13 protein-coding genes and 12 tRNA genes are annotated in these 13602 nt (G+C 39.5%); 21 read left to right on the top strand and 4 right to left on the bottom strand.

The genetic code is table 11. From position 1 onward, the window contains the following. Positions 1-172 (bottom strand): manganese catalase family protein (locus tag D1B32_RS23220; protein WP_193552334.1); only part of this gene is annotated, 172 nt, incomplete at its 3' end. A 63-nt stretch (positions 173-235) separates the two neighbouring features. Further along, positions 236-448 (bottom strand): YuzF family protein, encoded by a 213-nt coding sequence (locus tag D1B32_RS23215; RefSeq protein ID WP_095313134.1) that lies wholly within the window; start codon positions 446-448, stop codon positions 236-238. 661 nt (positions 449-1109) lie between these two features. On the opposite strand from D1B32_RS23215, the gene D1B32_RS23210 reads away from it, so the two are divergent. The 5 genes from D1B32_RS23210 to D1B32_RS23190 all read left to right on the top strand — a co-directional run bounded on the left by D1B32_RS23210 (position 1110) and on the right by D1B32_RS23190 (position 5709). Continuing rightward, positions 1110-2804, top strand: coding sequence for a methyl-accepting chemotaxis protein (locus D1B32_RS23210; RefSeq protein WP_095313136.1), 1695 nt, complete (start codon positions 1110-1112; stop codon positions 2802-2804). A gap of 275 nt (positions 2805-3079) precedes the next feature. Further along, entirely contained in the window at positions 3080-3460 is a 381-nt protein-coding gene (locus D1B32_RS23205; RefSeq protein ID WP_158586324.1) for a VOC family protein, read from the top strand. A gap of 63 nt (positions 3461-3523) precedes the next feature. Next, entirely contained in the window at positions 3524-3997 is a 474-nt protein-coding gene (locus tag D1B32_RS23200) for an SRPBCC family protein (protein ID WP_095313140.1), read from the top strand. 27 nt (positions 3998-4024) lie between these two features. After that, positions 4025-4762 (top strand): class I SAM-dependent methyltransferase, encoded by a 738-nt coding sequence (locus D1B32_RS23195; protein WP_118890489.1) that lies wholly within the window; start codon positions 4025-4027, stop codon positions 4760-4762. Between the two features lie 95 nt (positions 4763-4857). Further along, a complete protein-coding gene (locus D1B32_RS23190) occupies positions 4858-5709 on the top strand; it encodes a DUF72 domain-containing protein (RefSeq protein WP_118890488.1) in 852 nt (283 codons plus the stop codon). 53 nt (positions 5710-5762) lie between these two features. Here D1B32_RS23190 and D1B32_RS23185 read toward each other — a convergent pair whose 3' ends face one another. Continuing rightward, positions 5763-7037, bottom strand: a complete 1275-nt coding sequence (locus tag D1B32_RS23185) for an aspartate aminotransferase type Ic (RefSeq protein WP_262366402.1) — start codon at positions 7035-7037, stop codon at positions 5763-5765. A 185-nt stretch (positions 7038-7222) separates the two neighbouring features. Between D1B32_RS23185 and D1B32_RS23180 the strand changes: the two genes are divergently transcribed. Together D1B32_RS23180 and D1B32_RS23175 are read left to right on the top strand one after the other, a co-directional pair. After that, the gene (locus D1B32_RS23180; RefSeq protein WP_118890487.1) at positions 7223-8080 is read left to right on the top strand and encodes an aminoglycoside 6-adenylyltransferase; all 858 of its coding nucleotides are present in this window, start codon (positions 7223-7225) and stop codon (positions 8078-8080) included. A gap of 213 nt (positions 8081-8293) precedes the next feature. Beyond that, on the top strand, positions 8294-9058 hold the full coding sequence (locus tag D1B32_RS23175; RefSeq protein ID WP_118890486.1) for a MerR family transcriptional regulator: 765 nt from the start codon (positions 8294-8296) through the stop codon (positions 9056-9058). Between the two features lie 78 nt (positions 9059-9136). Here D1B32_RS23175 and D1B32_RS23170 read toward each other — a convergent pair whose 3' ends face one another. Continuing rightward, the gene (locus D1B32_RS23170; RefSeq protein WP_118890485.1) at positions 9137-9499 is read right to left on the bottom strand and encodes a nuclear transport factor 2 family protein; all 363 of its coding nucleotides are present in this window, start codon (positions 9497-9499) and stop codon (positions 9137-9139) included. A gap of 142 nt (positions 9500-9641) precedes the next feature. On the opposite strand from D1B32_RS23170, the gene D1B32_RS24540 reads away from it, so the two are divergent. From D1B32_RS24540 to D1B32_RS23105, 14 genes are all read left to right on the top strand, one after another. Then, entirely contained in the window at positions 9642-9779 is a 138-nt protein-coding gene (locus D1B32_RS24540) for an RAxF-45 family protein (protein WP_285845194.1), read from the top strand. Positions 9780-9967: 188 nt separating this feature from the next. Beyond that, positions 9968-11842, top strand: a complete 1875-nt coding sequence (gene abc-f, locus D1B32_RS23165) for a ribosomal protection-like ABC-F family protein (protein WP_118890484.1) — start codon at positions 9968-9970, stop codon at positions 11840-11842. A 248-nt stretch (positions 11843-12090) separates the two neighbouring features. Continuing rightward, a tRNA-Asn gene (locus D1B32_RS23160) sits at positions 12091-12165 on the top strand. Positions 12166-12230: 65 nt separating this feature from the next. Beyond that, positions 12231-12305 (top strand) — tRNA-Glu (locus tag D1B32_RS23155). A gap of 4 nt (positions 12306-12309) precedes the next feature. Next, a tRNA-Val gene (locus tag D1B32_RS23150) sits at positions 12310-12385 on the top strand. 33 nt (positions 12386-12418) lie between these two features. Continuing rightward, positions 12419-12495, top strand: a tRNA-Met gene (locus D1B32_RS23145). Between the two features lie 37 nt (positions 12496-12532). Then, positions 12533-12609: transfer RNA gene (locus D1B32_RS23140), tRNA-Asp, on the top strand. An 11-nt stretch (positions 12610-12620) separates the two neighbouring features. Continuing rightward, positions 12621-12713 (top strand) — tRNA-Ser (locus D1B32_RS23135). 34 nt (positions 12714-12747) lie between these two features. Further along, positions 12748-12823: transfer RNA gene (locus D1B32_RS23130), tRNA-Phe, on the top strand. 217 nt (positions 12824-13040) lie between these two features. Beyond that, positions 13041-13116: transfer RNA gene (locus D1B32_RS23125), tRNA-Thr, on the top strand. Positions 13117-13165: 49 nt separating this feature from the next. Further along, positions 13166-13241 (top strand) — tRNA-Lys (locus D1B32_RS23120). Between the two features lie 3 nt (positions 13242-13244). Then, positions 13245-13326: transfer RNA gene (locus D1B32_RS23115), tRNA-Leu, on the top strand. Between the two features lie 58 nt (positions 13327-13384). Next, a tRNA-Leu gene (locus D1B32_RS23110) sits at positions 13385-13473 on the top strand. 3 nt (positions 13474-13476) lie between these two features. Then, positions 13477-13553: transfer RNA gene (locus tag D1B32_RS23105), tRNA-Arg, on the top strand. The last annotated feature ends 49 nt before the right edge of the window (positions 13554-13602 follow it).

Here is a 13602-nt window from a genome sequence, read left to right as displayed (position 1 = left end):
GCTTTAGCTTTTTTTTACCACGGAAATTAAAGGATTGGAACATGTAATTGTTTAAGGTGGACATTTCACCGAATTTGCCTCCCATTAATTCCTGAACAGCTGCTGCAGCATTCATATCGCCATGTTCTGGAATGGGTAGTTCAATGGCGATTTTATTCACACGTTTCATCATGAGTTTTTGCGCCTCCATCCATAGATAATAACCATTGTCATCATATGATGGAGGGTGCTTGGCTTATTCTCCCTTTAATTGCTGAAACCAAATTATTTGAGCTGTACGAACATAAAATGGTGATCCTCCCATTTGGATTACAATATGATCTGGCATCACCTTTTTCAATATACCTCGTACAGAGCCGTGTGTCGTTTGAACGGCAAGTGATTTATTTTGAAACCCTGTTAAAGCTTGATAAACATACGGATCACTAAGATTCCATTTTTCATTCATTGTTCAACACTCCTTTTTTCTCGAAGCCCATAGCAGTATATGCAAAGAAATGAAAATGTGTATTTGTCTAGTTGATATTTTGGTTTTCTAACGTATTATTCACTCACGCTCATCCGTTCTTAAACCGAATGGAGAGCAAGTTTAAAAGCTTAGCTGGTAAATGCGGGGGTCTTTAGTAGGTATGGATAAAAATGTATATGATTAAAGTAGCGTTTTTTTATCCCTTTTCTTTAAGAAATGGATAGATAGACCGATATAAAAGATAGGCACTGTTATTCCTCTTGGTTAATGTATATCTATAGGTTCAAAGTATAACGATGAAGCAATAGCATTTGATATATAAATGGATTGAAAAAAATGGGTATTCCTGTATAGTGAATAGCCATTTTTAATTATTGTGTTATCAATGAACGTGAGCTCTTGCTGAAGAATAGAGTCATAAAGGAGATTGTTTGAAGGAGGGTACTATTCTAATAAAAATTCAATTTTCAGCATGAGAAGTGTTGTGATTTTAGTCTGAAGGGCTTGTAGGCTGCGTGACTTTCTGAATCCAATCAAGTTAAAGGCCCCTTTGAATAAACAATATAGGTATTAATAGCGGTGGTACAGATTGAGGAAAGTAGCTATGTTATCAATTTATTAAATGGTAAAGGAGAAAAAGATGAAAAAGTTATTAAACTTCAAGAGTATTAAACATAAAATCATATTTGCATTTTCGTTTGTTATTTTATTTGTCATTGTATTGGGTGTATATAATTACATAGCAGTTAAGGAGATAAATAAAAATACGACAAATATTATTGAAAATGAGCTTCAAGGATTAATTGCAAATATGGGAATGGAAACAACAATGGCTAATCGAATTTCTACTGCTCGTGGCTTTGTGCTAAGCGGTGAGAGTGATTTTAAAGATCGCTTTGCGGCATATACGGAGCAGGGCATCGAGTTTGAGGGTCAAGCTAGAAGTGTGGGAGTTACGGAAGAATTTGATGATTTAATTGATAAAACTGTTGCGTGGCGGACAGCAATTGATGAGGACGTATTTGATGTATATGATAGCGGAAATGTAGAGCTAGCTACAGAGAACCTAAATGCGTTAACTCCTGTTGTACGTGAAATCATGGCTGGATATGAGGAGATAGCACAAAGTTCCGAAGATGACATTAACCGACTTGGCGAAGAAATCATATCCAGCGGTGAACAAACGCAAAGAATTGTCGTTATTGTATCGCTTTTAATTGTTGTGCTTAGTATAGGAGCGGCGCTTATTACTGCCGGAATGATTTCGAGACCAATCAGAACGGTTATGGAGAGAATGAAGCTTATTGCAAATGGAGATTTAAGCCAAGAAGTACTGCGAACAAATGCTAGAGATGAAGTTGGGCAGTTAGTTAAAGCTACCAATGAGATGGCTGTCAATACACGCGATCTACTCACGCAAATAAATGTTGTATCTGAGACGGTTACAAGTCAAAGTGAAGAATTAACACAGGCAGCGAACGAAGTAAAGTCCGGTTCTGAGCAGATAGCAGTCACGATGCAAGAGCTGGCGACAGGATCAGAGACACAGGCAAACAGCGCTAGTGATTTAGCATCGATTATGGGTACATTTGCGGTTAAGGTAGATGAAGCACATGATAATGGTGGGCGTGTGCAGCGGTATTCAAATGAAGTGCTTGGAATGACATCTAAAGGAAGCGAATTAATGACCTCTTCCACCGAGCAAATGGCTAAAATTGATCAAATTGTACAAGGTGCGGTTACGAAGGTAGAGGGATTAGATGAACAATCTCAAGAAATATCACAACTTGTTTCTGTGATCCGAGATATCGCGGACCAAACAAATTTACTTGCATTAAATGCAGCGATTGAAGCAGCGAGAGCGGGCGAACATGGTAAAGGATTTGCTGTTGTAGCCGATGAAGTAAGGAAGCTTGCAGAACAAGTTTCTGTTTCTGTTACGGATATTACTGGCATTGTTTCCAACATTCAAAATGAAACAAGTTTTGTCGTAGAATCATTAAAGGATGGATATACGGAAGTTGAACAGGGGACAAGTCAAATCAAAGTTACCGGGCAAACCTTCCATGAGATTAGTGATTCTGTATCTAAGATGGTGGATAGTATTAACTTAGTGTCCGATAACCTAGCTGATATTGCAGTCAATAGCCAGAAGATGAACGGATCGGTTGAAGAAATAGCTTCAATTTCCGAAGAAGCAGCAGCTGGTGTTGAGCAAACTTCTGCTTCAACACAACAAACCAGCAGCTCTATGGAAGAGGTGGCAGGGAGCTCTGAGCAATTAGCGCAGCTTGCTGAAGAGTTAAATGGATTAGTAAGGAGATTTAAGCTTTAAGTAAGCAACTGTGACGCTTAAGACTGTAATTTTCATTGAGTTTAGTACTTATAAGGTTTGATAATAGGAATTGTGGCATTTTGATTGATGCCCACAATTCCTTTTTATCTAAGGGAAATTTTTAGTCTGTAAAGAAACACTGGTTAGATTATTAGATATGATCTTATCATATCCGTAATAGGTTAGCTTTGAATAATTTGGTGCGTTGGTCGGAAACATTTGTGTTAAAATTTATTGTTAAGAGCGATAATAAGTCTGATTCGGGGGTGCCAAAAGTGAAAATCAATATTATAACTTTAGCTGTTCATCATCTTGAAAAAACAGCGGCTTTTTATAGGGAGGTCCTTCAGTTGCCAGAGGATCAGGTATCTAAAGGAGAGGACCATATAGCTTTCTTTTTTGATGAAAATTTTTCGCTAGTTCTCTATCCACGTGAGGAGGTTGCGTCTACAACTGGTCAACTTAATCTAAACCCCAGTTCTAATGAGTTAATACTAAGTTCTTTTGTAGAAAGTCGTCAAGATGTAGACGATATTTTAAGGCGAGCAACGTTAGCTAATGGTAACGTTATAAAACAAGGAATAGCAAATGAATGGGGTTATTCAGGATACTTTGCTGATCCCGACGGTCACGTCTGGGAAATTAGTACAACCTAGAATAAATCCATTGGATCTATAATTATATCTCTATAATAAATTTTGAATTTGGAGGAGAAAGCTATGCATTCATATGGAGCTCTACATAAAGTAGATGGACGATATAAATTAAGATTTGAACGTGATTATGCTTATTCGGTTGAGAAAGTTTGGGATATGGTAACGCAGCCCCAATATTTTACACAGTGGTACCCATTTGCAACCGGGGAGATGGACTTGCGAACAGATGGGAAGATTTACTTCGATGATGGTGAAGGAACGACTTACGAAGCAATAATAACAAAATTTAATCCACCTCATTTCTTTGCTTTCTGTGAGATCGATGACTTACTTTCTATCGAATTAAATACTGAAGGTGATGGTTGTCGCTTGCTGTTTGAACACACATTTGACGATGCGTCTATGAGTGCTTCTGTTGCTGCTGGATGGCATCGTTGTCTGGATGTTTTAGGAATGATTATTGAAGGAAAGCCGGTCGAGTGGCCGGATAATGCCGCAACATTGCGTGAGACTTATACGGAAGCTTTGGATTTATAAGTATCGAAGTCGGGTGGGGAATAGGTTATGAAGCAAAATAAATATGATGATGCTCATTTTTTTGCAGGCTATGAAAAGATGCCACGCTCCCTAAAGGGGCTGGAGAGCGCGGGGGAATGGCCATTATTAAAGAAACTGCTCCCAGAATTAAAGGACAAACGTATACTTGATTTAGGATGCGGCTTTGGTTGGCATTGTCGGTATGCACGAAAGGAACAGGCCCATTCCGTAGTTGGCATTGATATATCGGAAAAAATGCTTCAAAGAGCTCGTGAATTAACGGATGACCCACATATCGCTTACCGAAAAATTCCAATGGAAGATATTCACTTTGCTGCAGACTCATTTGATGTTGTGTTTAGTTCTCTTGCGTTTCATTATGTGAGAGCATTTAAAGCAATTTGTATAAAGGTTCATGATTGTTTAACATCGGGCGGAAAGTTTGTTTTTTCAGTAGAACATCCTGTTTTCACCGCTCGAGCTGAACAAGACTGGTGGTATGATGAGCATGGGAATCGCCTGCATTGGCCGATTGATCATTATCAACACGAGGGAATTCGCCATACACCTTTTCTGACTGAAGATGTTATAAAGTATCATCGTACACTAGCAACCTATATAAATACACTAGTTGATGCGGGATTTATGATTAAAACAGTGGAAGAGACTTTCGCAACAGAGGAAATGATACAAAAAAATCCAGCGATGTTTGATGAAAATCGCAGGCCGATGTTTTTGCTAATTCGTGCTGAAAAAATGATGTGAAGCTTTTAGTCGTATCTTCGGATTACTTGGGCATTACAAAATCGAGCTGGATTCGATGGTTATGGTATCATGTTGGTAGGAGGGATTTGTTCCTAATGATATACATAGGTTTAACAGGGTGGGGAGATCATCACACACTGTACCCGCCTCAAATGAAGTCAAAGGATAAATTAGCTGAATATAGTAGTCATTTTCTGACAGTTGAAGTGGATGCGTCCTTTTATGCCGTGCAGCCTGTAAGTAATGCTTCCAAATGGGTAAGTGAAACACCGGAAAACTTTCGCTTTGTGGTGAAGGCATATCAGGGAATGACTGGTCATCAAAGAACGGATATTCCGTTTGAAACGAGAGTGGAAATGTTTCAAGCGTTTATCGATTCATTAAAACCTTATCGGAAAGCCAATAAGCTAGCAATGGTTTTATTTCAATTTCCCCCTTGGTTTGATTGCAAGAAAGAGAATGTGAATTACTTACGATATTGCAAAAAAATGATGGGAGACATCCCTGTTGCGCTTGAATTTAGAAATCAGTCTTGGTTTCGAGAAACATTTCGTTCCGGTACGCTTGCCTTTATGAAAGAGAATGGCTGGATTCACACTATTGCGGATGAACCGCAAGCTGGAGATGGATCCATTCCAATTGTTCCAGCAGCTACTGATCCAAATATGACATTGATCCGAATGCACGGCAGGAACATTCATGGCTGGACAAAGCCGAAAAATGCGGATACAAACTGGCGCGATGTTCGTTATTTATATAAATACAACGAGAAAGAGTTGTTAGAGTGGAAAGAAAGAGTATCAGAGCTTGCCAAAAGCTCAACAGATATCATTTTCTTATTTAATAATAATTCGGGTGGGGATGCAGCAGGCAATGCAAAAGAGTTTCAAGCCATGCTAGGTATTGAATACGAAGGACTTGCACCAAGGCAGCTCGGTTTGTTTTAATCAGGTATAGAAAAAGAAAGCAATCCTTTTTAAAGGGATTGCTTTCTTTGGTTTCACTGCTCTAGTAGTTTTTTAATACTTGCTAATTTCACGCAGAGACAAAATACGTCCATTGCAGCTTCTAATTCTGTTAGGCCTGGGAAGGTAGGTGCGATTCGAATATTTCGATCCCTTGGGTCTTTTCCATATGGATAGGTTGCCCCAGCACCTGTTAGTGTAACCCCGGCAGCAGATGCGAGTTTAACTACCTCTGCAGCACAGCCATCAAGCGTATTTAAGCTAATAAAATAGCCGCCTTCAGGCTTGCTCCATGAAGCAATTCCTTCTTTACCCAGCTCTGATTCCAGCTTATTTAACACCAGGTCGAATTTTGGCTTTACAATTTCAGCGTGTTTTTTCATATGATGCTTTACGTGCGCTGCATCTTTTAAGAAATGTACATGCCGTAATTGATTTATTTTATCTGCACCAATCGTCTGTACACCTAGCAGTTTTTTGGTAAAGCTAATATTTTCTTCACTTGCAGCCATTACAGCAACACCTGACCCAGGGAAAGTTACTTTAGATGTTGAAGCAAAGATAAAGACACGGTTTGGGTTTCCGGCGTCTTTACAAGCCTTCAGGATACTTTTTAGGATCGGTGGGTTATCTGTCAGATGATGTACGGTGTAGGCATCATCCCAGAAAATACGAAAGTCTTTTGCTTTTGTTTCCATGTTAGCAAGACGATCCACAACCTCATCACTGTATGTTGTTCCTTCAGGATTACTGTATTTTGGTACACACCAAATACCTTTTATCGTATCATCATTGCGAACAAGCTCTTCCACCTGATCCATATCTGGACCATCATCTAACATATCAATTGTTATCATTTCAATGTCATACATTTCACAGATGGCAAAATGTCTATCATACCCAGGACTTGGACATAAAAACTTAACTTTAGGTGCTTTGACCCAAGGAGCATCACTGTCGACAACGCCTTTAAGCAATGCTCTGGAAATTGTATCATGCATTAAGCTAAGACTGGAGTTGCCACCCACAATCACTTCATTCGTGTCAACCTGAAGGAGCTGAGCGAATAACTCTTTCATTTCTGTTAATCCATCGAGCCCACCGTAATTTCGGATATCAATAGAATCTTTAACATTAAGTGATTCGATTTTGTTAAGAAGGTCCATGGATAAATCCAACTGTTCTGGACTAGGTTTACCCCTTGCCATATTTAAGGATAAATTTTTCGCTTTAAAAGCATCATACTCTTCCATGAGGCTGGAATACATTGTACGTAATGCTTCTTGATCTAATGCGTTTATAGTAGTCAATGAAATATGCCCCTTTATCTTCGTGTTATTAGAAACATTATAACAGATGGGTTTTAAACTCGGGAGTGAAATTGTAAAGTTTATCAAAAAAATGCAGAAAATAATAGCTTATAAATAGTAGGGGAACCGAGCTGGTTTTTATATAATAAAAGTAATATTTTAGATGAATATGGAGGGTATGTCACATGCGGTCTAAACAAGAAATGATGGAGCTTATATTAAATGTTGCAAAAGAAGATAGCAGAATTAGAGCGGCAGCAATGAATGGTTCAAGAGTAAATCGTAATGTTCCTAGCGATTCTTTTCAGGATTACGATATTGTTTATCTTGTTTCAGATATGGGTTCTTTTATAAACGATCCGAATTGGATAGATGTATTTGGGGACCGCATTATGATGCAGACACCGGAAAATATGACCATGTTTCCACCAACGCTTGGGGGCAGGTTTTCTTATTTGATGCTATTTAAAGATGGTAATCGAATTGATCTAATTCTTGCCCCGATAGAAGAGAAAGAAGCGTATTGTCGTGAGGACGGGTTAACGGTTATTTTATTAGATAAGGATGATAGCTTGCCGATACTGTCTCCGCCGAGTGATAAAGGGTATTGGGTGAAAAAGCCATCTGCTTTCTTATTTGCTGATTGCTGTAAGGAATTTCGGTGGGTATCTACGTACATTGTAAAAGGATTGTGGCGCGGGGAAATTTTGTATGCGTTTGATCATATGACTATCTGTCGGTCGATGCTTATGAAAATGCTTGAATGGAAGGCAGGTATGGAGACTGATTTTTCATTAAGCATTGGAAAAAATGGGAAGTATTTAAAGCGTTATGTTGATGACGAGACATGGACGCGCCTTTTAAAAACTTTTCCCAGCGGTTCGTATGAACATGCATGGCGCACTTTATTCACAATGACAGCGTTATTTGAGGAAGTTGCCATTGAGGTTGCAAAGCATTTTGGTTTTACGTACTCCTTTGAGGAAGCAGAAAACGTGAAAGCATACTTGAAGCATGTTCAACAGTTAGGACCAGATGCTTAGGATATTTAATGGGCGCAGTTTTAAAATAAATGATTTTTAACAAGGGGGATAATGTACAATGCATGATCGGATGTGGGGCTATACAAGTCTATTTTTTACGCTAACCATAGCCTGATTCGCTTGTAATTGTATGGAACATATTTATTTTTAAATTCCCCCTTGACCTTTACGTAGCGTAAAGGTTTAAGATGGAACCTGTCAGGAGGGTTACAGATGGAATATACCGTAAAAAAATTAGCTCTGATTTCTGGTGTGAGCGGCCGCACACTCAGATATTATGATCAAATCGGACTGCTAAAACCAGCACGAATTAATTCTTCCGGTTACCGAATTTACGGACAGAAAGAAGTTGATTTGCTTCAGCAAATCCTGTTTTACCGTGAACTGGAAGTTAATCTGGAAGATATTAAGAAAATAATCAGCGACCCTACATTTGATCAAACAGAAGCATTAAAATCACATTATCAATTGCTAGCACAAAAGCGTGCCCGTCTTGACAAACTAATGGCAACCGTTAAAGGAACGATTGCAAGTATTGAAGGAGGTATTCCGATGCAGGATAAAGAGAAATTCGCAGCGTTCAAGGATAAATTAATTGAAGAAAATGAGAAAAAGTACGGGGAAGAAATCCGTAGCAAATATGGTGATGAAACGGTTGATGCTAGTAATGCCAAGCTAAGGGGGATATCAGAGGGAGATTTCAAAGCAATGAATGATTTAGGAGAAGAAATCATGGTGCTCCTTAAGAAAGCTTATGAAAAAGGAGACCCTGCTTCTGTGTCAGCACAGGAAATAGCTGCAAAGCATAAGCAATGGTTAATGTACTCCTGGGGCAGTTATTCAAAAGAAGCACATGCAGGTCTTGCAGAAATGTACGTTGCCGATGAGCGATTCACAGCCTTTTATGATAAGGTTGCAGATGGAGCAACAGAATTTTTAAGAGATGCCATTCTCATTTACCTTGGTATGGAAAAATAGGATATATATGAAGAGAAGTCCCATTTCGATTGGTTTTCAGAATGGGACTTCTTTATTTGATGAAATGCCTATCGGACTTTATGCATTTACTTCAATAAGATAAGCTGTCAGTTCCTTAATTTTCCCATCTTTAAACTTATTCAACTTATATATGTCGCAAAAAGCATAGGTTTTATTAATTCCTTCTTCATCGGGTAGTGTCATGGATCCTTCAATTACTGCAAAATTTCCATGAGTAATAATTTCCTTCGTTACATAGTTTTGTGGTATATATCCACGCATTTTCTCCATCTCTGCAGCAAATGCAGCTTTACCTTCGAACACTGCTTGTCCAACGTGATTCCACACGACGTCTTCGGCTGTGTGTTCAAGAATAAAGTCAACATCTCCAGTAGCAAATGCCTCGTTAATCTTTTGAAAAAACTCCTGATTCTTTGTCATTTTTCAATCAGCTCCTTTTTGATTTGTATTACATAAATAATTCGTTTCATATTAGAAATATCCTGCATTTTTTGTGTAATACTTGAAATAGAAGCAACAATCAAATAAAATAAAAGAAACAAACGAACGGAGGTGGAAAGGGATGTTTAATCAAGCTGTGTTTGTGTACGGTTACTGGACGAATTATTTATATTTTAGCCGTGCAAAATTTGCTGTTTTAGTTGATAACGGGATACGTATGCCCTTTTTTAGCAACTTTATAGCAAATGTAAAACGGTGAAAACATCTCTAAATCCACATAATAGTAGGGGTTTTAAAGGGAGGGCTTTTCATGCTCTCCCTTTTGTGTGCCCTTATTTAGTTGAAAGCCATGGGATTATTATGTTTCCTATGGCTTTTTTGTGTTGTATCACGTGCCCATCATTAAAGAGGTGCACTTAGGAACTGTATTAAAGGAGGAACTTTACTATGATTGTATGCAGTGTGAATCAAATAACGAAAATGTATGGGGGAAGCTCCATCTTTGAAAATATATCATTTGAAATTATGGGGAATGATCGGGTTGGTCTTGTGGGTCGAAATGGAAGTGGGAAAAGTACGCTATTTCGATTATTGTCTGGTGAAGAAGCACCTGATTCAGGAAAAATCCATTGGAGAAAAGGAACAAAAATAGGTTATCTCGCCCAAATTCCAGAAGCATATTCTAAGTTGACAACAAAGGAGGTATTAAAGACTGCCTTTTCAGAGCTAGTCCAAATGGAAGAAAGGATGATGCAGCTCGGGGAGGCGATGAGCAAGGAAACCAATGTGGAGCTGTTAGATAAATTAATGCGGGATTACGGCAATTTTCAAGACCATTTTGCGCGAAAAGGTGGCTATGAGATCGAAGCGAATATCGAAAGAATCGTTAATGGATTAAATATCGATAACTTGCTTGAACAGCAATTTATTAGCTTGAGCGGTGGAGAGAAAACAAAGGTAGGTCTGGGTCTCTTGCTTTTAAAAAAGCCTGATTTATTATTACTAGATGAACCGACGAATCATTTAGACTTAATGTCAGTCGAATGGCTAGCTGATTTTTTACAGAGTTATCAAGGAACCGTCGTCCTTGTTTCGCATGATCGGTATTTTCTTGATGAGGTTGTAGGTAAGGTGTTGGATTTAGAAGATGGAGAAATCACGAGCTATCCCACGAATTTTTCTGGTTATATAAAGGAAAAAGAGGGACGTTTATTAAGAGAATTCCAGGCGTATGAAGAACAGCAAAAGAAAATAAGGAAAATGAAAGAAGCTATTAAGCGATTGCGCGACTGGGCAAATCGGGCTAACCCACCAAATGAAGGGTTGTACAAACGTGCACGAAACATGGAGCGAGCGTTAGAAAGGATGGAAAAAATAAATCGTCCTGTATTGAATCGCAAAAAAATGAACCTTGAAATGGAGACGACGGATCGAAGCGGAAAGGATGTCATTATTTTAAAGGATGTTGCAAAGTGGTTCGGTGACAGGGAGCTTTTTTCCAAAGTAAATATGCATATTAGATACAAGCAACGTGTTGCCATTGTTGGAGGAAATGGAACAGGTAAATCTACATTAATAAAATTAATTTTAAATCAACTGCCTGCAGACGAAGGAGAAGTCAGAATCGGAAGTAATGTCAAAGTAGGATATCTATCTCAACAAGTCTTTACGCAATTCCAAGATGAAACTGTTCTTGAAGCATTTCGAGATGAGGTACATGTTACGGAAGGTGAAGCGAGACATATTTTAGCTAGGTTTTTATTTTATGGGCATATGGTATTTCAACAAGTTTCACAGCTTAGTGGAGGAGGAAGGATGCGTCTTCGCTTAGCGCAAATGATGTATCAAGATATAAATGTTCTCATTTTAGATGAACCAACAAACCATTTGGATATCGAGGCACGTGAAGTATTGGAAGAAGCACTGGAAGATTATAAAGGAACCATTGTAGCAGTTTCTCATGATCGTTATTTTTTAAATAAGCTGTTTGAAGAGATCTATTGGATTGAAGCCAAAGCTGTTTATCATTTTGAGGGGGATTATACTTGGGCACGGGAAAAGCTGACTGCACTGAAGCTTGATGGGAAAGAAAAATTAAAAACAGTAGTGCGAGAGAAAAAACAAGAGCCGAAAAAGAGGAAAAGTCAGGATTTAGATGGTGAGAGACTGAAAAAGGATTTAGAGGAGGTAGAACGTAAAATTACGTTATTAGAGGAAATGTTAGTAGAAATCCAAGACTTGGAACAAATGCAAGAAGTGTATATGGAAAAAGAAGGACTGGAGAAGGTTTGGGAAGAGTTGTATATGCGTTTGAATGTATAGGAGGGTACAGTTTAGATTAGATGAAAGATGGGGACAAATAAGAAGGAGCTCTTTGATATGTCATGTGCATATTAGAAAAGAGCTTCTTTTTATATAGATGAACAGGCTTTAGCAAAATGGAGGATGCTGAGCTTTTTAGACGAAATTAGTGGGGTTACAACTTTTTTTACGTTTTTTTTACAAAAGTTTAATTTAGGCATTGACTTTATTACAATTATGTAATAAGATAAATCTCGCTGTTATATTATTCCACAGTAGCTCAGTGGTAGAGCAATCGGCTGTTAACCGATCGGTCGTAGGTTCGAATCCTACCTGTGGAGCCATTTAATTTTTATGAAGTAAATGTCGAATAATACATTTGTTGTCGGATTTGTTCATAATTAATATTGGCCCGTTGGTCAAGCGGTTAAGACACCGCCCTTTCACGGCGGTAACACGGGTTCGAATCCCGTACGGGTCACCAATACGGAGGATTAGCTCAGCTGGGAGAGCACCTGCCTTACAAGCAGGGGGTCGCAGGTTCGAGCCCTGCATCCTCCACCATCTTTTCTTTTAGATGAAATATATTTGTTATATCGCGGGGTGGAGCAGTCCGGTAGCTCGTTGGGCTCATAACCCAAAGGTCGTAGGTTCAAATCCTGCCCCCGCAACCAAATCTTTTGGTTTAATTAGATGTGTTATTTGCAATATGGTCCGGTAGTTCAGTTGGTTAGAATGCCTGCCTGTCACGCAGGAGGTCGCGGGTTCGAGTCCCGTCCGGACCGCCATTTAAATATTCGGAGGTATACCCAAGTCTGGCTGAAGGGATCGGTCTTGAAAACCGACAGGCGGGTCAAACCGCGCGGGGGTTCGAATCCCTCTACCTCCTCCATTTATAATTTGAGTTTTGTAGTTAAATAACACTTGGCTCGGTAGCTCAGTCGGTAGAGCAACGGACTGAAAATCCGTGTGTCGGCGGTTCGATTCCGTCCCGAGCCACCATCTATCTTTCGGAAGTTGATTCTTTCTATATAAATCTAATAGTTTGCAGGAAGCCAACAAGCCGGCCTAGCTCAACTGGTAGAGCAAGCCGTTTACTTCATCGAGTAACTACTATGTGCAGGCTTGCGAGGAGTGGAGCTTCTCCGAGTGTTCTTGCAACACGACGAGCCTACTTGATGGACTTGCTGTTAATCATTTGGTAACTAGATAATCATTTGCCGGCCTAGCTCAACTGGTAGAGCAACTGACTTGTAATCAGTAGGTTGGGGGTTCAAGTCCTCTGGCCGGCACCACTTTTTACAAGTAAATAATAATTATCATTAATACGTAATATATATTTTTGAGCCATTAGCTCAGTCGGTAGAGCATTTGACTTTTAATCAAAGGGTCGAAGGTTCGAATCCTTCATGGCTCACCATTCGCGGGTGTGGCGGAATTGGCAGACGCGCTAGACTTAGGATCTAGTGTCTTCGGACGTGGGGGTTCAAGTCCCTTCACCCGCATTGCTTTTTACTTAAGAGGAATTTTTGTTGCAAATTCAGTATCCTTTTCTTTGCCCTTGCCGGGGTGGCGGAACTGGCAGACGCACAGGACTTAAAATCCTGCGGTAGGTGACTACCGTACCGGTTCGATTCCGGTCCTCGGCACCATATGCGCCCGTAGCTCAATTGGATAGAGCGTTTGACTACGGATCAAGAGGTTAGGGGTTCGACTCCTCTCGGGCGCGCCATAACGGGAAGTAGCTCAGCTTGGTAGAGCACTTGGTTTGGGACCAAGGG

Source organism: Oceanobacillus profundus (genome assembly GCF_003515705.1).
GTDB lineage: Bacteria > Bacillota > Bacilli > Bacillales > Amphibacillaceae > Oceanobacillus > Oceanobacillus profundus.
Note: the sequence above shows the minus strand (reverse complement) of the source record. Positions and strands in the feature narration are given on the sequence as shown.